22 protein-coding genes are annotated in these 18,615 nt (G+C 49.0%); 21 read left to right on the forward strand and 1 reads right to left on the reverse strand.

The window, feature by feature from the left end; genetic code table 11:
* Positions 1-413: 413 nt before the first annotated feature.
* Positions 414-1,367, forward strand: coding sequence for a 23S rRNA pseudouridine(955/2504/2580) synthase RluC (gene rluC, locus M2387_RS20815; protein ID WP_259052470.1), 954 nt, complete (start codon positions 414-416; stop codon positions 1,365-1,367).
* Positions 1,368-1,421: 54 nt separating this feature from the next.
* On the opposite strand, the gene M2387_RS20820 is transcribed toward rluC, so the two are convergent.
* The gene (locus M2387_RS20820) at positions 1,422-2,006 is read right to left on the reverse strand and encodes a Maf family protein (RefSeq protein ID WP_259052263.1); all 585 of its coding nucleotides are present in this window, start codon (positions 2,004-2,006) and stop codon (positions 1,422-1,424) included.
* 141 nt (positions 2,007-2,147) lie between these two features.
* On the opposite strand from M2387_RS20820, the gene yceD reads away from it, so the two are divergent.
* The 20 genes from yceD (at position 2,148) to ycfP (ending at position 18,450) form a co-directional block, all read left to right on the forward strand.
* Positions 2,148-2,672 (forward strand): 23S rRNA accumulation protein YceD, encoded by a 525-nt coding sequence (yceD, locus tag M2387_RS20825; protein WP_259052266.1) that lies wholly within the window; start codon positions 2,148-2,150, stop codon positions 2,670-2,672.
* Between the two features lie 12 nt (positions 2,673-2,684).
* Positions 2,685-2,855, forward strand: coding sequence for a 50S ribosomal protein L32 (gene rpmF / locus M2387_RS20830; RefSeq protein ID WP_259052268.1), 171 nt, complete (start codon positions 2,685-2,687; stop codon positions 2,853-2,855).
* A gap of 12 nt (positions 2,856-2,867) precedes the next feature.
* Positions 2,868-3,902, forward strand: coding sequence for a phosphate acyltransferase PlsX (gene plsX, locus M2387_RS20835; protein WP_259052269.1), 1,035 nt, complete (start codon positions 2,868-2,870; stop codon positions 3,900-3,902).
* Between the two features lie 6 nt (positions 3,903-3,908).
* Positions 3,909-4,862: a beta-ketoacyl-ACP synthase III gene (locus tag M2387_RS20840; RefSeq protein WP_259052272.1), complete on the forward strand. Its 954-nt coding sequence runs from the start codon at positions 3,909-3,911 to the stop codon at positions 4,860-4,862.
* Between the two features lie 17 nt (positions 4,863-4,879).
* Positions 4,880-5,809, forward strand: a complete 930-nt coding sequence (fabD, locus tag M2387_RS20845; protein WP_259052276.1) for an ACP S-malonyltransferase — start codon at positions 4,880-4,882, stop codon at positions 5,807-5,809.
* Between the two features lie 13 nt (positions 5,810-5,822).
* On the forward strand, positions 5,823-6,557 hold the full coding sequence (gene fabG / locus M2387_RS20850; RefSeq protein WP_259052278.1) for a 3-oxoacyl-ACP reductase FabG: 735 nt from the start codon (positions 5,823-5,825) through the stop codon (positions 6,555-6,557).
* 154 nt (positions 6,558-6,711) lie between these two features.
* On the forward strand, positions 6,712-6,948 hold the full coding sequence (acpP, locus tag M2387_RS20855) for an acyl carrier protein (RefSeq protein ID WP_034456161.1): 237 nt from the start codon (positions 6,712-6,714) through the stop codon (positions 6,946-6,948).
* 85 nt (positions 6,949-7,033) lie between these two features.
* A complete protein-coding gene (gene fabF, locus M2387_RS20860) occupies positions 7,034-8,275 on the forward strand; it encodes a beta-ketoacyl-ACP synthase II (protein WP_259052280.1) in 1,242 nt (413 codons plus the stop codon).
* 99 nt (positions 8,276-8,374) lie between these two features.
* Complete coding sequence (gene pabC / locus M2387_RS20865; RefSeq protein ID WP_259052282.1) at positions 8,375-9,175, forward strand: aminodeoxychorismate lyase; 801 nt, start codon at positions 8,375-8,377, stop codon at positions 9,173-9,175.
* Positions 9,176-9,185: 10 nt separating this feature from the next.
* Positions 9,186-10,208 (forward strand): cell division protein YceG, encoded by a 1,023-nt coding sequence (gene yceG / locus M2387_RS20870; protein WP_259052284.1) that lies wholly within the window; start codon positions 9,186-9,188, stop codon positions 10,206-10,208.
* The gene (tmk, locus tag M2387_RS20875; RefSeq protein WP_259052287.1) at positions 10,198-10,836 is read left to right on the forward strand and encodes a dTMP kinase; all 639 of its coding nucleotides are present in this window, start codon (positions 10,198-10,200) and stop codon (positions 10,834-10,836) included. Before yceG ends, tmk begins: the two co-directional genes overlap by 11 nt.
* Entirely contained in the window at positions 10,836-11,843 is a 1,008-nt protein-coding gene (gene holB, locus M2387_RS20880; protein WP_259052290.1) for a DNA polymerase III subunit delta', read from the forward strand. The genes tmk and holB overlap by 1 nt, the downstream gene beginning before the upstream one ends.
* A gap of 10 nt (positions 11,844-11,853) precedes the next feature.
* Positions 11,854-12,639 carry a metal-dependent hydrolase gene (locus M2387_RS20885; protein ID WP_259052293.1) on the forward strand — a complete coding sequence of 262 codons (786 nt, stop codon included), beginning with the start codon at positions 11,854-11,856 and terminating at the stop codon, positions 12,637-12,639.
* A 298-nt stretch (positions 12,640-12,937) separates the two neighbouring features.
* Positions 12,938-14,371, forward strand: a complete 1,434-nt coding sequence (gene ptsG, locus M2387_RS20890; RefSeq protein WP_259052472.1) for a PTS glucose transporter subunit IIBC — start codon at positions 12,938-12,940, stop codon at positions 14,369-14,371.
* 285 nt (positions 14,372-14,656) lie between these two features.
* Positions 14,657-15,013 (forward strand): purine nucleoside phosphoramidase, encoded by a 357-nt coding sequence (gene hinT, locus M2387_RS20895; RefSeq protein WP_259052295.1) that lies wholly within the window; start codon positions 14,657-14,659, stop codon positions 15,011-15,013.
* A 7-nt stretch (positions 15,014-15,020) separates the two neighbouring features.
* A complete protein-coding gene (locus tag M2387_RS20900; RefSeq protein WP_259052300.1) occupies positions 15,021-15,404 on the forward strand; it encodes a YcfL family protein in 384 nt (127 codons plus the stop codon).
* Complete coding sequence (gene lpoB, locus M2387_RS20905) at positions 15,401-16,030, forward strand: penicillin-binding protein activator LpoB (RefSeq protein ID WP_259052302.1); 630 nt, start codon at positions 15,401-15,403, stop codon at positions 16,028-16,030. The genes M2387_RS20900 and lpoB overlap by 4 nt, the downstream gene beginning before the upstream one ends.
* Positions 16,008-16,853, forward strand: a complete 846-nt coding sequence (gene thiK / locus M2387_RS20910) for a thiamine kinase (RefSeq protein ID WP_259052305.1) — start codon at positions 16,008-16,010, stop codon at positions 16,851-16,853. Before lpoB ends, thiK begins: the two co-directional genes overlap by 23 nt.
* The gene (nagZ, locus tag M2387_RS20915) at positions 16,853-17,866 is read left to right on the forward strand and encodes a beta-N-acetylhexosaminidase (RefSeq protein WP_259052473.1); all 1,014 of its coding nucleotides are present in this window, start codon (positions 16,853-16,855) and stop codon (positions 17,864-17,866) included. The genes thiK and nagZ overlap by 1 nt, the downstream gene beginning before the upstream one ends.
* Positions 17,867-17,907: 41 nt before the next feature.
* Complete coding sequence (gene ycfP / locus M2387_RS20920) at positions 17,908-18,450, forward strand: alpha/beta hydrolase YcfP (RefSeq protein WP_259052308.1); 543 nt, start codon at positions 17,908-17,910, stop codon at positions 18,448-18,450.
* The last annotated feature ends 165 nt before the right edge of the window (positions 18,451-18,615 follow it).

An 18,615-nucleotide genomic window follows, 5' to 3' on the forward strand; every position in this document is an offset into this window, starting at 1 on the left:
TAAGGAGATACAGCGCAATTATCGTGGGAATAACCTTAGAAGTTTTCTTAAAAGTTAATTCCATTTACCGGTCAGGCTGCAACCCGCAGCCCGCTAACTGCCCGAAAATACAATACGTCTTATGCCATTGCTGCGCAGATGAATGTTCGGGCAAAACAGGTATTCCGTAAATTTCTTGTAAATCCAAGTATCAACAACGGAAAACCGCCACATTATTCCATTGCTAGCCTTATTATAGCAAGATGACTTTTTCCAATACGAGTCAGTTTGCTGCAGTTTTAACTCACTTTTTAATCAACCAGCTGGAACAATAAATTAAAGATGAGTTAAGCTGCTTAAAACAGGGCTGATATTCAGTTAAGCACATAAAAATGAGTGGCGCTATGCGCCCGGGCTATTTAGAATCGCCGACCATGAAAACAGAGACTCCAACAGTAAAAATCGTTGTTATTTCAGCCGATGAAGCCGGACAACGTATCGATAACTTTTTGCGCACCCATTTAAAAGGGGTTCCGAAGAGTATGATTTACCGCATCGTGCGGAAAGGCGAAGTTCGGGTGAATAAAAAACGCATCAAGCCAGAATATAAGCTGGAAGATGGCGACCAGGTGCGAATTCCTCCAGTAAGAGTTGCAGAGCGGGAAGAAGATGCCGTCTCTCCTCATCTACAAAAAGTTGCCGCACTGGAACATGTCATTTTATATGAAGATGATCATATCCTGGTATTAAACAAACCTTCGGGTACCGCAGTACACGGTGGTAGTGGTTTAAGTTTTGGGGTTATCGAAGGGTTGAGAGCATTGCGTCCGGAAGCCCGTTTTCTGGAGCTGGTGCATCGCCTGGACCGTGATACTTCAGGTGTTTTACTGGTGGCCAAAAAACGTTCTGCCCTACGTTCTCTGCACGAGCAACTGCGTGAGAAAGGAATGCAGAAAGATTACCTGGCTCTGGTACGCGGGCAATGGCCGTCACATATTAAAAGCATTCAGGCACCGCTGCTTAAAAATATCCTGCAAAGCGGAGAGCGCATTGTCCGGGTTAACAGTGAAGGTAAGCCATCAGAAACGCGCTTTAAAGTGGAAGAGCGGTTTGATATAGCGACACTGGTGCGCTGTAGTCCCATTACCGGGCGTACTCACCAGATTCGCGTGCATACCCTTCATGCCGGGCATCCGATTGCTTTTGACGATCGCTACGGTGAGCGTGAGTTTGATAGTCAGCTGAGTGGTACAGGCTTACGTCGACTGTTTCTCCATGCGCTGGCATTACGTTTTACCCATCCAAATACCGGGGAAATTCTGCGTATCGAAGCCCCGATGGATGAACAACTTAAACAGTGCCTGAAAAAATTACGTAAAACCAACTGAGTTATCACCAAAAACGCTGCTCTTTTTGGGCAGCGTTGATGTTTCCTGTCCCGGCTAGATCAGTAACGGGTTAACGCCCTCATTTCGTAGCATTTCGCACAAGGTAATCAGTGGGAGTCCGACCAGCGTGTTAGGATCTTTACCATTGAGTTGTTCAAACAGCGTTATCCCCAATCCTTCACTTTTAAAACTGCCTGCACACTGTAGAGGCTGCTCCTTATGAATATAGTTGCGGATCTCTTGTTCCGTTAGCTGGCGAAAATCCACGTTGAACACTTCACAGCAGGTCTGACAGGTGCCTGTGGCGCTATTAAGCAACGTCAGTCCAGTGTAGAACGTGACGCGTTTACCACTGGCGGCGAGCAACTGTTCGACAGCCTTTTCGGTTGTGTGCGGCTTACCGACGATTTGCTCATTCAAAATACAAACCTGGTCGGAACCAATAATCAGATGATGAGGGTAAGCGAAGGCTAATGCTTGCGCTTTAGTTCGTGCCAGACGCATCACCAGCCCAGAGGCGGTTTCATTCCGGTGCGCGGTTTCATCAATATCGGGGGCGACGGCAATAAAGGGGATCGATAATTTTTGTAACAAACTCTGACGAGCGGGAGAACTTGATGCAAGAACGATAGATTTCATATTTTTTTTATTAAAGATAGCGAATTCGATGAAGTCATTTTAAACTGTGTCGCCGCAAAGTGTTCGAATAATTGGCGAAGGGCTTCCAGAGAAGCCTTTTTCTTTGACTCTATGACATTACAAAGTTAATATGCGCGCCCTATGCAAAACGTAAAATTACCCCTGACGCTTGATCCGGTTCGTACCGCCCAAAAACGCCTTGATTACCAGGGTATTTATACCCCAGATCAGGTTGAGCGTATAACTGAGTCTGTTGTCAGCGTGGACAGTGATGTAGAATGTGCGATGAGATTCGAAATCGATAACCAACGCCTTGCCGTTTTAACCGGTGATGCGAAGGTGACGGTAACTCTCGAATGTCAGCGCTGTGGAAAAACGTTTGTTCACCACGTTCACACAACGTATTGTTTCAGTCCTGTCCGTTCTGACGAACAGGCTGAAGCACTGCCGGAAGCGTATGAACCAATTCAAGTTAATGAATTTGGTGAAATCGATCTCCGGGCATTAGTAGAAGATGAAGTTATCCTCTCTTTGCCTGTTGTTCCGGTGCATGATTCTGAACACTGTGAAGTGTCCGAGGCGGACATGGTCTTTGGTAAACTGCCTCCAGAGGCGGAGAAACCAAATCCATTTGCCGCATTAGCCAGTTTAAAGAAAAGTAATTGAGGAGTAAGGTCCATGGCCGTACAACAGAATAAACCAACTCGTTCCAAACGTGGCATGCGTCGTTCACATGACGCTCTGACCACCGCTACACTGTCCGTAGATAAAGTTTCTGGTGAAACTCATCTGCGTCACCACATCACTGCCGACGGTTACTACCGCGGTCGCAAGGTTATTGCTAATTAATCTGGCAATATCTTGACACGTCTAACCCTTGCGTTAGATGCGATGGGTGGGGACTTCGGTCCCGCCGTGACAGTGCCTGCAGCATTGCAGGCACTGGACTTCGACCCGGCGCTCGAACTTCTTCTTGTCGGACTTCCCGACGAAATAAATCCATTACTCGCAAAAACTGATTTTGAACAGCGTTCACGTATACAAGTGGTCCCTGCTGAGTCTGTTATTGCCAGTGATGCCAGACCTTCGCAAGCGATTCGTCAGAGCCGTGGCTCTTCGATGCGTATTGCGCTGGAACTTGTGAAAGAAGGGCGTGCCAGTGCTTGTGTCAGTGCCGGGAATACCGGTGCACTGATGGGGCTTTCGAAACTCTTGCTTAAACCGATTGAAGGTATTGAGCGGCCCGCACTGATGACGTTACTGCCTCATCAGCAGCATGGAAAAACCGTGGTGCTGGACTTAGGGGCAAACGTTGACTGCAGTAGCACGATGCTGGTCCAGTTTGCCATCATGGGTTCGGTAATGGCAGAAGAGTTGCTGGAAATAGCACACCCCAGGGTCGCTTTGCTGAATATCGGCGAAGAAGAAACAAAAGGGTTACCCAGCATTCGGGACGCATCAGCACAGTTAAAGACAATGCCTGCTATCAACTACATTGGTTATCTTGAAGCGAATGAACTGTTAGCAGGAAAAACGGACGTATTAGTTTGTGATGGTTTTGTTGGTAACGTCACATTAAAAACTATGGAAGGTGTCGTAAGAATGTTCCTCTCTTTGCTCAAATCAGAGAGTGAAGGGAAAAAAAGGTCGTGGTGGCTCATTTTATTGAAGCATTGGCTACAAAAGCGCCTCTCGAGGCGATTTAGTCACCTCAACCCCGACCAGTATAATGGCGCCTGTCTGTTAGGATTACGCGGCACCGTAATCAAGAGCCACGGTGCGGCCAATCAGCGAGCTTTTACTGTCGCGATTGAACAGGCAGTGCAGGCGGTGCGGCGGCAAGTCCCTGGCAGAATTGCAGCCCGCCTAGAATCTGTATTACCCAAGAGTGACTGAACAGACATGTATACGAAGATTATTGGTACGGGCAGCTTCCTGCCTGAACAGGTACGGACTAACGCTTGTCTGGAAAAGATGGTGGATACCTCTGACGAATGGATAGTCTCGCGGACCGGTATTCGCGAACGTCGTATCGCCGGACCGGACGAAACGGTTGCCACTATGGGCCATGCTGCTGCGACACGTGCGCTGGAAATGGCGGGTATCGACAAAGAAGAGATTGGTCTGATTATTGTCGCAACCACCTCTTCAACACATGCTTTTCCAAGTGCAGCTTGCCAGATCCAAGCGATGCTGGGAATTAAAGGTTGTCCTGCATTTGATGTTGCTGCTGCGTGTGCAGGTTTTACCTATGCACTCAGTATTGCCGATCAGTACGTCAAATCAGGTGCGGTGAAACACGCCCTGGTGATTGGTTCGGATGTGTTAGCCCGGACCTGTGACCCAACCGATCGCGGCACAATTATTATTTTTGGAGATGCTGCTGGTGCAGTGGTACTGGGTCAGTCCCAGGAACCTGGCATTATCTCAACGCATTTACATGCAGATGGTAGCTATGGTGAATTACTGACACTGCCGAATGCCTCACGTATCGACCCTGAGAGTCCGATTTATCTGACAATGGCAGGTAACGAGGTATTTAAAGTCGCGGTGACTGAGCTTGCTCATATCGTTGATGAAACCCTGGCGGCGAATAACCTGGATCGCGAGGCGATTGACTGGCTGGTTCCTCATCAGGCAAACCTGCGTATTATCAGCGCGACGGCGAGAAAGCTGGGGATGTCGATGGATAACGTGGTGGTCACACTGGATCGACATGGTAACACCTCTGCGGCATCAGTCCCTGCGGCACTCGATGAAGCGGTACGTGATGGCCGTATTAAAGCCGGTCAACTGGTACTGCTCGAAGCCTTCGGCGGTGGTTTTACCTGGGGTTCTGCGCTGGTTCGTTTTTGATTAAAGGAATTTTCACGATGACTCAATTTGCAATGGTATTTCCAGGGCAGGGTTCTCAAACGGTTGGTATGCTGGCTTCTCTTGCAGCAGAAAATCCGGTTATAGAGCAAACCTTTCAGGAAGCGTCTGATGCACTCGGCTATAACTTATGGGCTCTGACCCAGAATGGCCCGGCAGAGGAATTGAATAAAACCTGGCAGACCCAACCGGCGTTGTTAACCGCGTCAGTGGCATTATGGCGTTTGTGGCAGCAAAAGGGCGGCACTGCACCCGCTTTGCTGGCAGGACATAGCCTCGGCGAATATTCTGCACTTGTTTGTGCCGGTGTTATCGATTTCGCGGATGCAGTACGTCTGGTTGAGCTGCGTGGCAAACTGATGCAGGAAGCGGTGCCTGAAGGTACCGGCGCGATGTCCGCCATTATTGGTCTGGATGACGCTGCTATCGCTCAGGCTTGCGAAGAGTCAGCGCAGGGTCAGGTTGTTTCTCCGGTGAACTATAACTCTCCTGGTCAGGTGGTTATTGCCGGTAATAAAGAAGCGGTAGAACGTGCGGGTGCCGCTTGTAAAGCAGCGGGCGCTAAACGTGCGCTGCCGTTACCTGTGAGCGTGCCATCGCACTGCGCGCTGATGAAACCGGCTGCCGATAAACTGGCCGTTGCGCTGGAAAAGATTACTTTCAATGTGCCAGCCATACCGGTTGTGAATAACGTTGATGTAAAATGCGAAACCTCGCCTGAAGCGATTCGTAGCGCGCTAGTTCGTCAGCTTTATAGCCCGGTACAGTGGACCCGTTCGGTTGAATATATTGCAGCCCAGGGCGTTGAACGCTTGCTGGAAGTAGGTCCGGGTAAAGTATTGACTGGATTGACTAAACGTATTGTTGACACTCTGACCGCTGCGGCGATTAATGAGCCCGCGTCTTTGTCAGCAGCACTTGAGCAATAACACGAGGAATACCATGAGTTTTGAAGGAAAAGTTGCGCTAGTTACGGGTGCAAGCCGCGGTATTGGCCGTGCAATCGCCGAAACACTGGTTGCACGCGGTGCAAAAGTTATCGGTACAGCGACCAGCGAAAGCGGTGCACAAGCGATCAGCGACTACTTAGGCGCTAATGGTAAAGGCCTTATGCTGAATGTTGTCGACCCGGCTTCTATCGACGCGGTGCTGGAAAACATTCGTAAAGAATTTGGTGAAGTTGACATTTTGGTGAATAATGCCGGAATCACTCGCGATAACCTCCTGATGCGTATGAAAGACGATGAGTGGAACGATATCCTCGAAACCAACTTATCATCAGTTTTCAGACTCTCAAAAGCGGTACTGCGAGCTATGATGAAAAAGCGTCATGGTCGCATTATCACTATCGGTTCTGTGGTCGGTACCATGGGAAATGCAGGTCAGGCTAACTACGCTGCGGCGAAAGCAGGTCTGATCGGCTTCAGTAAATCGCTGGCACGTGAAGTTGCGTCACGCGGTATTACAGTGAATGTCGTTGCTCCGGGCTTTATTGAGACGGACATGACAGGTGCGCTTTCTGATGAACAGCGTACAGGTATTCTGGCGCAGGTTCCTGCGGGCCGTTTAGGCGACCCAAAAGAAATCGCCAGCGCTGTTGCATTTTTAGCCTCTGACGAGGCCGGGTACATCTCTGGTGAGACCCTGCACGTCAATGGTGGAATGTACATGGTTTAACCATGATGAAAAATATTTGCGTTATTTGGGCGAATAGCCGCAAAATAGCGTAAAATCATGGTGTAATTAGCCTAGATTTAGTTGCATCTTTTTCAGCATTTTATACACTACGAAAACCATCGCGTAAGCGAGTTTTGATAGGAAATTTAAGAGTATGAGCACTATCGAAGAACGTGTTAAGAAAATCATTGGTGAGCAGCTGGGCGTTAAGCAGGAAGAAGTTATCAACTCCGCTTCTTTCGTTGAGGACTTGGGCGCTGATTCTCTTGACACCGTTGAGCTGGTAATGGCTCTGGAAGAAGAGTTTGATACTGAGATTCCGGACGAAGAAGCTGAGAAAATCACTACCGTTCAGGCTGCCATTGATTACATCAACGGTCACCAGGCGTAAGTGAGCATCTCCAGGCGGTCATTCGACCGCCTGTGTTTTATCTGAATTGTCCCACTAGTAATTAATCCCTCCCTGGAGGACAAACGTGTCTAAGCGTCGTGTAGTTGTGACCGGACTGGGCATGTTGTCTCCTGTCGGCAATACCGTAGAGTCTACCTGGAAAGCTCTCCTTGCCGGTCAGAGTGGCATCAGCCTGATCGACCATTTTGATACTAGCGCCTATGCAACAAAATTTGCTGGCTTAGTAAAGGACTTTAACTGTGATGACATTATCTCACGCAAAGAACAGCGTAAGATGGATGCCTTCATTCAATATGGAATTGTTGCGGGCTGGCAGGCCATGCAGGATTCTGGCCTCAAAGTTACGGAAGAAAATGCCTCCCGTATTGGAGCTGCTATTGGCTCAGGTATCGGCGGTCTTGGTCTTATCGAAGAAAACCACCAGGCGTTAGTTAACGGTGGCCCGCGTAAGATCAGTCCTTTTTTCGTTCCCTCTACTATTGTGAATATGGTAGCTGGCCATCTGACGATTATGCTTGGGTTGCGTGGTCCTAGCATCTCAATTGCAACCGCTTGTACCTCTGGTGTGCATAACATTGGTCAGGCTGCACGGATTATCGCTTATGGCGATGCCGATGCAATGCTGGCAGGTGGCGCAGAAAAAGCCAGTACACCTTTGGGTGTCGGTGGATTCGGTGCTGCTCGCGCGCTGTCAACGCGTAACGAAAATCCGCAGGCTGCAAGTCGTCCCTGGGACAAAGACCGTGATGGTTTTGTACTGGGTGATGGGGCTGGCGTGATAGTCCTTGAAGAATATGAGCATGCCAAAAAGCGTGGCGCAAAAATTTATGCTGAGATTGTCGGTTTTGGCATGAGTAGCGATGCTTATCATATGACTTCGCCGCCAGAAGATGGCGCAGGTGCTGCATTAGCAATGGAAAATGCATTGCGTGATGCGGGTATCGATGCCGGAAAAGTGGGTTATGTGAATGCGCATGGCACCTCAACACCAGCAGGCGATAAAGCAGAAGCCCAGGCGGTAAAAACCATCTTTGGTGCAGATGCCAGTCGTGTTCTGGTTAGCTCAACCAAGTCGATGACCGGCCACTTGTTAGGGGCGGCAGGCGCGGTAGAGTCAATTTTTACTATTCTGGCTTTGCGTGACCAGGTTGTTCCGCCAACTATCAATCTCGATAACCAGGATGTCGGTTTTGATTTAGATTTGGTTCCGCATGAAGCACGCCAGGTCACAGGGCTTGAGTACACGCTGTGTAACTCCTTTGGCTTTGGTGGCACCAACGGTTCTTTGATCTTCAAAAAGATATAAGCCGTAATAATAGTAGAGCCTGTTTACAGGCTCCGCTATTCCAGAGCTTCCCTTCTTTATCCCACCGGTATTATCCTATTCCATACTGAGGGTTCTTGTATGCATCTCATCAATGGTCAGTGGCAAAGTGATATTAGCGCCAGCGATCGTGCGATTCAGTTTGGTGACGGGTGTTTTACTACTGCGCGTATCTCCTCGGGAATGGTTTGTCATCAGCAAGATCATCTGCGCCGCTTACAGCAGGCTTGCGAAGTGCTGATGATAACGGAAGTTGACTGGCAGACGCTGGCACACGAGATGCGAATGCTGGCCAGTGAGAACCCTGACGCGGTACTCAAGGTGATTATCTCTCGCGGCAGCGGTGGGCGAGGGTACAGTGCCAGTCACTGTGAAAGCCCTGTACGTATACTCTCCGTATTCCCGCATCCCACTTTCTATCAAAGCTTGCGTGAAAAGGGTATTAAGCTCGCGCTGAGCCCTGTTCGTCTGGGACAGAATCCCGCGCTTGCGGGAATTAAACACCTTAATCGTCTTGAACAGGTCCTGATCCGTACACACCTTGAGCGGACTGACGCTGAGGAAGCGCTGGTTCTTGACAGTGAAGGACGGCTGGTAGAATGTTGTGCGGCTAATTTATTCTGGCGTAAGGGAGAGCAGGTATTTACCCCTTATGTGAATAAGTCAGGCGTCAATGGTACGATGCGGCAGCGTATTATGGCCTGCCTGGAAAATAGCCGATGGCATTGTAGCCAAGTCAGTGAGCCGCTGGAAACACTCGCTGATGCCGATGAAGTTATCATCTGTAATGCTCTGATGCCGGTTATTCCGGTCAGACAGGCTGAAAACTGGCATTATCCGACCGGCGCGTTGTATCATTTTTTAGATCCACTATGTGAGTAACTGATTACCGATGAAAAAATTCTTACTGCTCCTTTTGTTCATCCTGGTTGTGCTGGCAATCGCCGCAGGCGTAGGCATGATGAAAGTACGTCAACTGGCGAATAGCCCAATTGATATCCAGCAAGACACCTTTTTCACCCTTAAAGCAGGCACCGGAAGGCTGGCGCTGGGAAATCAACTTTATGAAGAGAAGCTGATTACTCGCCCGCGTGTCTTTCAGTGGCTACTGCGTGTGGAACCTGAGCTAGCTCAATTTAAAGCGGGTACCTATCGTCTGTCACCCGGAATGACGGTCACTGAGATGATGCAATTGCTGGCTAGCGGCAAAGAAGCCCAGCTGCCCGTGCGTTTTATTGAAGGGATGCGATTAAGCGATTTACTCAAACAATTGCGTGCCGCACCGTTTATTCAGCATACGCTTGCCGATGATAATTATTCTACAGTCGCGAAAGCGCTGGGTATCGATGACCCGAATCAGATTGAGGGTTGGTTTTATCCTGATACCTGGATGTATACCGCCAATACCACAGATGTGGCGTTACTGAAGCGTGCCCATGAAAAAATGGTGAAAACAGTCGCTGAGACCTGGAAAGGGCGGGCCAAAGACCTTCCCTACCAGACTGAGAATGAGCTGGTAACCATGGCCTCTATCATCGAGAAAGAAACCGCTCTGGCTGAAGAGCGGGAAAATGTGGCATCGGTGTTTATGAACCGCTTACGCACCGGCATGCGCCTGCAAACAGACCCTACCGTTATCTATGGTCTCGGTGATGATTATAATGGCCGACTGACGCGTAAACACCTCGATACCCCAACGCCTTATAATACTTATGTTATCAGCGGCATGCCGCCAGGCCCGATTGCGCTACCGAGCAAAGCCTCCTTACAGGCCGCCGCGCATCCTGGTGAGTCCCCTTATTACTATTTTGTCGCAGATGGTAAGGGGGGGCACACCTTCAGTACCAATCTGGCTAACCATAACAAGGCCGTTCAGGTGTATATCAAATCGCTCAAGGAAAAAAATGGACAGTAAATTTATCGTTATCGAAGGTCTGGAAGGCGCCGGTAAAACTAACGCACATAATGTGGTGGTGGCGACCTTAAAAGACTTAGGGATTAACTGTCTGACTTTCACTCGAGAACCCGGCGGTACGCCCCTGGCAGAACGTCTGCGTGAGCTGACCCTGAATAATCGCGGTATCGGTGATGAAAAAGTCACCGATAAAGCGGAGTTGCTGATGTTTTATGCAGCTAGAGTCCAGCTAGTCGAAACGGTGATTAAACCGGCCCTTGCCAGCGGGCAGTGGGTTATCGGTGACAGACACGATCTCTCAACCCAGGCCTACCAGGGCGGTGGTCGGGGAATCGATCAGAACTTGCTGATGGCATTGCGAAACACCGTGCTGGGTGATTTTTATCCTGATCTGACGCTGTATCTGGATGTGACACCTGAAGTTGGCCTGGGCCGTGCCCGTGCGCGCGGGGAGCTCGACAGAATAGAAAAAGAGTCACTCGATTTCTTTAACCGTACAAGGCAGCGTTATCTTGAACTGGCGGAAGCTGACAACCATATTCAGGTTATCGATGCGACCGGTTCGCTGGACGAAGTTTCAGAAAAAATTCGCCAGACCCTGATTAACTGGTATCAGGAGCAAGCCTGATGAAATGGTATCCGTGGTTACGTGCGCCTTTTGAGCAGCTAATCAGCCAGTATCAGGCAGGCCGCGGACACCATGCTCTACTGGTTCATGCCTTGCCTGAGATGGGTGATGATGCGCTCATTTATGCTATTTGTCGCTGGCTGATGTGCCAGCACCCTCAAGGTAATAAAAGCTGCGGCGAGTGTCACAGTTGCCAGCTGATGCAAGCTGAAACGCATCCTGATAGCTATAACATCCTGCTGGAGAAAGGCAAATCAACAATAGGTGTTGATGTTATTCGTGAGATAACGGAAAAGCTTTACAGCCATTCACAGCAGGGTGGCAATAAAGTGATACGTATTGCTCAGGCAGATAAACTGACAGAAGCGGCGGCAAACGCCTTACTGAAAACGCTGGAAGAGCCACCGGTAAAAACTTGGTTCTTTTTGAGCTGCCGGGAGCCCGCACATCTTCCTGCTACATTACGTAGTCGTTGCCTCTCCTGGCATCTTGCTCCGCCTGTTGAGTCTTTTTCTCGCGCATGGCTTGCCCGGGAAACGCAGCAACCAGCGGACTCATTAACCGCTGCATTACGCCTGAGCGGCGGGTCTCCGCCAGCCGCGCTACATTTGCTGGAACCCACGTTGTGGAAACAGCGTGAAAAAATGAGCGACAGCCTGAGTACTGCGTGCGACTCCGGCGATATGCTGGCGTTACTGTCTGAATTTAACCATGACGATGCTATACGAACCTTGGACTGGCTCTGTTCCCTGTTGCTGGATGCGATAAAGTATCGGCAAGGTGCGACGGACTGGTTAACGAATAATGATCACCTGCCGCTGGTTATCAAACTGACACAACAAGGATCGCCCGCCTTACTCCACAGTCTGTTACATACCTGGTTCAAGTGCCGGGAGACATTACTGAATGTAGTGGGCGTAAATCGTGAGCTTATCCTGACAGAAACATTGCTGACATGGGAACGCCTGATGCAACCCGGTTCGATGATTCCTTCACATCCTATTTAAGAGTAACACTATGTTTTTGGTCGATTCACATTGCCATCTTGATGGCCTTGATTACCAGTCTTTGCATAAAAACGTTGATGATGTTCTGGAAAAAGCCGCTGCTCGCGAGGTTAAGTTCTGCCTTGCCGTAGCCACCACTCTCGACGGCTATCAGGCGATGCGCCAGCTAGTGGGGGAGCGGGAGAATGTTGCATTCTCTTGCGGCGTGCATCCGCTTAATCAGGACAAAGCCTATCCAATAGAAGAGTTACGACGTCTGGCCGCAGAGCCGGGCGTGGTGGCGATGGGCGAAACCGGGCTGGACTATTTCTATACCCCGGAAACCAAACAACAGCAGCAGACCTCTTTTCGCTATCACATTCAGGTCGGACGTGAACTGAATAAACCGGTGATTGTTCATACCCGTGATGCGCGTGCTGATACTCTGGCTATCTTAAAAGAAGAACAGGTAACAGATTGTGGCGGCGTATTGCACTGCTTTACTGAAGATAAAGAAACAGCAGCCACTTTGCTTGATATGGGATTCTATATCTCCTTCTCAGGGATCCTGACCTTCCGTAATGCCGACGCTTTGCGTGAAGTTGCCCGCTATGTCCCCCTCGACAGGCTTCTGATTGAAACAGACTCCCCTTATCTGGCGCCTGTTCCTCATCGTGGCAAAGAGAACCAGCCTGCTATGGTGCGTGATGTGGCTGAGTATATGGCTGTACTTAAAGGGGTTTCTCTTGAACAACTGGCAACAGCCACGACGCGTAATTTCAGCAACTTGTTTGGTGTTTCTCTGCCTCAGCAATAATCTGTTTGATAATTAATTCGACCTTCGTAATAATTAGCGAAGAAATAGAGCGCTTGCTTCGTTTTAACAGGGCAGGCGCTTTTTATTTCATCAAAAATGACAGTAATTTGTTCATTGATAGCTGTTTTTGCCTAGGGTTAAAGAAAAGTGTGACGGCTATCAAACAATATCACTGCTATTTATTTTACCCTTCGTAATAAATGCAGGGACACAAAGATGTCCGGCTTAAAAGAGCAGGTTTTTTCTGTTCTTAGCGGTTTTTATACTAAAAAAAGTCTACTCAGGAGCACTCTCAATGATTTTCAAAAATGCATTTGCTAACCTGCAAAAGGTTGGTAAATCGCTAATGCTGCCCGTATCCGTGCTACCAATAGCCGGGATACTGTTAGGCGTTGGTTCTGCAAACTTTACCTGGTTACCCCTGGTTGTTTCTCACGTAATGGCTGAAGCAGGCGGTTCTGTTTTTGCCAATATGCCGCTTATCTTTGCTATTGGTGTGGCTTTAGGTTTCACCAATAATGACGGTGTTGCTGCTCTGGCGTCGGTTGTTGCCTACGGAATTATGGTCAAAACCATGACCGTGGTTGCACCACTGGTGATGCATATGTCGGTGAAGGAGATTGAGTCCAATCACCTGGCTGATACCGGGGTACTGGGCGGGATTATCGCGGGTTCGATAGCCGCTTATATGTTTAATCGGTTCTATCGTATCAAATTACCGGAATATTTAGGTTTCTTCGCGGGTAAGCGTTTTGTTCCTATTATTTCCGGTCTGGCCGCGATTTTTATGGGCATCGTGTTGTCCTTTATCTGGCCTCCGATTGGTACGGCGATTCAGAAGTTCTCTGAGTGGGCGGCTTATCAGAACCCGGTTCTGGCATTCGGTATCTACGGCTTTGTTGAACGCTGCCTGGTGCCGTTTGGTCTGCATCATATCTGGAACGTACCTTTCCAGATGCAAATTGGTGAATACACCAATGCTGCAGGTCAGGTGTTCCACGGTGATATTCCTCGTTATATGGCGGGTGACTCAACGGCGGGTATGCTGTCGGGTGGTTTCCTGTTCAAAATGTACGGTTTGCCTGCAGCAGCGATTGCTATCTGGCATTCAGCGAAACCAGAGAATCGTGCCAAAGTTGGCGGTATCATGATTTCTGCGGCCCTGACTTCATTCCTCACCGGGATAACAGAGCCGATTGAATTTTCATTTATGTTTGTTGCGCCAATTCTGTATTTCATCCATGCAGTACTGGCAGGTCTGGCGTTCCCAATTTGTATTCTGCTGGGTATGCGTGACGGAACTTCATTCTCACACGGTTTAATCGACTTCATCATCCTGTCTGGTAACAGCAGCAGATTATGGCTGTTCCCAATCGTCGGTGCGGGCTATGCCGTGGTTTATTACACCGTATTCCGGGTTCTTATCAGTGCGCTTGATTTGAAAACTCCGGGTCGCGAAGATACTGTTGAAGAGAGCAAAACGACTGTGAACAGTGAAATGGCACCCAATCTTGTTGCCGCATTTGGCGGTAAAGAAAACATCACCAATCTCGATGCATGTATTACCCGTCTGCGTGTTAGCGTTGCGGATATAGCTAAAGTTGACCAGGCCGGGCTTAAAAAATTAGGAGCAGCAGGGGTTGTGGTTGCAGGTTCTGGTGTACAGGCTATTTTTGGTACCAAATCTGATAACTTAAAAACTGAAATGGATGAATGGATCCGTAATAACTAATTGTTGATCCATTTATATCCGGGAAGGGGAATCCTTCTTAGGTAAATCGGGTGAGAGGGGAATAATGCTCCTCTCACCCGGCAAAAAATCAGTATTCACGCTAATCTTTCCCTTTCACGCTTAATCTTTCGCAATTTCTTCTTTAAATCAGCAATACTCTTCACCGAATACGGCGCTTTTTCGTGCGGAAATAACGCATCTGCTAAAGAAAATGTGACCGAAGGTTGAGTCAAAACCCTGCCTCGCTCATACTCCTGTTATCGCTCTATTAATTAGGAACAACCGATGGCCGAAGAAACTATTTTCAGTAAAATTATCCGCGGTGAAATTCCAGCCAATATCCTCTACCAGGATGAGCTCGTCACGGCATTTCGTGATATCGCGCCTCAGGCGCCCAGTCATATTCTGATAATACCGAATGTATTGATCCCCACTGCGAATGACGTGACGTCTGAACATGAAGCAGCCCTGGGGCGTCTGTTTACCGTTGCAGCTAAAATAGCTGAGCAGGAAGGGATTGCTGAAGACGGCTATCGTCTGATAATGAACTGTAATCGTCATGGCGGACAAGAGGTCTACCATATTCATATGCATCTGCTGGGTGGTCGCCCGCTGGGGCCGATGCTCGCGAATAAAGCGTAAAACAACCATGCGTAAGACAATCGGTCCTTTAATGCTGGTGTTAGCGATAGCGGGATGCAGCTCGCGTCCGGGTATTCCTGTGAGTGATACTCAGACGCTGGTGATGGAAGGCGCTATTCTGGCTGCCGGCATTCGTGCCAGTAGCCCGACGCTGTCGCAACGGGATGGCACCGCGGTCGCACTCTCATCGCTTTATAATGAAAAGCAGCATCCAGTCCGACTCTATTATCGTTTTTACTGGTATGACGCCAAAGGGCTTGAAATTCATCCGGCTGACAAAGTTCAGGAGCTCCAGCTTGACGCTGAGTCCGGAAAACAAATTCAGTCCACGCTGTTTAATCCTGATGCCAGTAAAGTGCGTCTTTTTCTCTCGTTAAGGAGTGAATTGTGATAACGGGAATTTATCGTTACCTGACAGTAGCCGCCCTGACACTGGTTCTTACCGGTTGTATTACCACGGAACAAACACCCGCTCCGGTTGAACCTGTTAATCCGGATCAGGGTGCCGTCGTTACCCCTCCGCCAACGGTACCGGCAGTTCCGGATATTGAGGTTATTCCACAACCGGAACCGACTATCCCGGCGGTACCTAAAGTACGCACCTACGCCTGGAGCAGTGCCATTAGTCCGCTGGTCAATCAAATGTTGAAGGCTGATGGTGTGACGCCTGGTGGAGTATTACTGGTTGATACGGTCAACAACCAGACCAATGGAAGCCTGCAAACCGGCAGCGCGACGGAAGCCTTAGTAGATGCTCTGGCGAATAACCGTACCTTTACCTTAGTGTCGGCACAACAGTTGGCGATGGCCAAGCAACAGCTGGGTTTATCGCCGCAAGATAGCCTCGGTAGTCGTAGCAAAGCGATTGGTATTGCACGTAATGTAGGGGCGCAATATGTGGTGTACAGCAATGCCAGTGGTAATGTGAATACCCCGACCTTAAAAATGCAACTGATGCTGGTGCAAACCGGCGAGATAATCTGGTCAGGTAGCAGTGCTGTTTCGCAAACCGACTAGCATTCCTCTTGCAGACGTGATTGCACGATATCTTCCGGTGGCTGATGCCGCCGGTTGTTTTTCTGCCCTTGAGGGACTCAGTGGTACCAGTTTTTGTCTGAAAACTGAACGGGGTCGGTTTAATGCCCGTAAGATACCTGAGCAGCGTTTACCTGGGTTGTCCTTGCATCGTTATCACAAGGTATTGAAACAGCTTCCCGCCGGAATGGCCCCCCAGCCTTACAAGCTGGTGGAGGGATGGCTACTGAGCCACTGGCTGGAAGGAGAGCCTTGGTCAGGGCCACTCCCGACATTTGAGCTTGCCCGTCTTTTGCATCGACTACATCGACAACCTCTTTTCGGCTGGCGAGTCCGAATCGCACCGCTACTGAGCTACTACTGGCAGCAAAGCTCACCGACACGACGTACGGCTTACTGGCTCGGACTCTTAAAGCATTTACTGGCGACTAAAGAACCGCGACCACTGAGGCTCGCACCCTTACATATGGACGTGCATGCCGGCAATATTATCCGGCAAACGCAGGGCTTAGGGCTGATTGACTGGGAATATGCCGGTGATGGTGATATCGGACTAGAGCTTTCGACCATTCTTGCTTGCAACACTTTCGCTAATGATGATTTTTTGTCTCATTATGCGCATCTTGCTCATCTGGATCCGTATGAATTGCATCGTCAGATAACACGCTGGCAGCCCTGGGTAAAACTACTAGTTGCCTCATGGTATGAGTGCCGCTGGCAACAAACCAATCAACCACAGTTTGCTACCCTGGCCGACCAGGCGTGGCAAGAGATGAGATATCAGGAGAAAATATGGGTCCGGTAATGTTGGACGTAGCGGGTTTTGAACTGACGGCTGAAGAGCGTGAAATTCTCGATTGTCCGTTGGTCGGTGGGTTAATTTTATTCGCCAGAAACTATCATGATCCGGCACAGCTACGTGAGTTAGTTCGCCAGATCCGTAGCGCATCGCGCAATCATCTGGTGGTTGCCGTTGATCAGGAAGGCGGACGGGTACAGCGTTTTCGCGAGGGGTTTACTCGCTTGCCTGCCGCTCAGTCGTTTGCTGCCTTACTGGGCGTGGAAGCCGGGGCGAAGCTTGCAGAAGATGCAGGCTGGCTGATGGCCAGCGAAATGATAGCGATGGATATCGATATCAGTTTTGCACCGGTACTGGATATTGGCCATCTTAGCGCCGCTATTGGTGAGCGTTCTTATCATGATGATCCAAAAAAAGCGCTGCAAGTGGCAACCGGCTTTATCGATGGTATGCATGCCGCGGGCATGAAAACCACCGGAAAACATTTCCCGGGACATGGTGCTGTCAGCGCTGACTCCCATAAAGAAACCCCCCATGACCCTCGCTCAGAAACTGAAATTCGCCAGCATGATATGGGGATTTTTGCCTCGCTTATCCGCGACAATAAACTTGATGCCATCATGCCAGCACATGTGATTTATCAGCAGGTTGATGACAAACCTGCCAGCGGTTCCGCGCACTGGCTAAAAACCGTTTTACGCGGTGAGTTAGGGTTTAATGGTGTGATTTTCTCTGATGACCTGTCGATGGAAGGCGCGGCAATCATGGGCGGCTATGCTGAACGTGCTCAGGCATCGCTGGATGCGGGTTGCGATATGGTGCTGGTCTGTAATAATCCTGAAGGTGCAATAAGTGTGTTGGATAACCTGTCGCCGGTCAAAGCAGAGCATCTGACAAATTTATATCATAGAGGTACATTTACGCGTCAGGAATTACAGTCATCCGCACGCTGGAAACAGGTAAACCAGCAGCTGGAAGCGCTGTATGAACAATGGCTTGCCGCGAAAGCGAACGCCTGACTTCCTGACCATTTGGTCTTTCATTATGTGATGGGGATGCAATGATTATCTATTTACACGGTTTTGACTCCAGTAGTCCCGGTAACCATGAAAAAGTACTGCAACTTCAATTTATTGATCCGGATGTACGGCTTATCAGCTATAGCACGCTACACCCCAAACATGATATGCAGCATTTACTGAAAGAAGTTCATAAAATGCAGCAGTTTACCGACGATGAGCGGCCTTTAATTTGCGGAGTAGGGCTGGGCGGGTTCTGGGCCGAGCGCATTGGTTTTCTCTGTGATATGCGCCAAGTGATGTTTAACCCTAATCTTTATCCCCATGACAATATGGAAGGTAAGATTGACCGCCCGGAAGAGTATGCGGATATTGCTACCAAGTGCGTCAGTAACTTCCGGGAAAAAAATCGCGATCGCAGCCTGGTAATTTTATCCCGCAAGGATGAGCTGCTGGATAACCAGCGTGCTGCACAAGTTCTGGATCCTTACTATGAAATCATCTGGGACGAAGAGCAAGGCCACAAATTTAAAAATATTTCTCCGCACTTACAACGTATTAAGGCTTTTAAAACACTGGGTTGATAACTTTAACTCTAGTGTTAATCGTTCTTAAAAACGGAAAAAAACCCGCATTTTGATGCGGGTTTTTTGTTTCAGACGCTAAATAAATTGATAAATATCAATTTTGGTGTGAGCATTTTGTCCTTCGTGTTATTCTTCTTATCGCAGTAAATCATACAAGCTAAA

It is taken from the genome of Klebsiella sp. BIGb0407, assembly GCF_024807845.1.
Lineage (GTDB): Bacteria > Pseudomonadota > Gammaproteobacteria > Enterobacterales > Enterobacteriaceae > JGM124.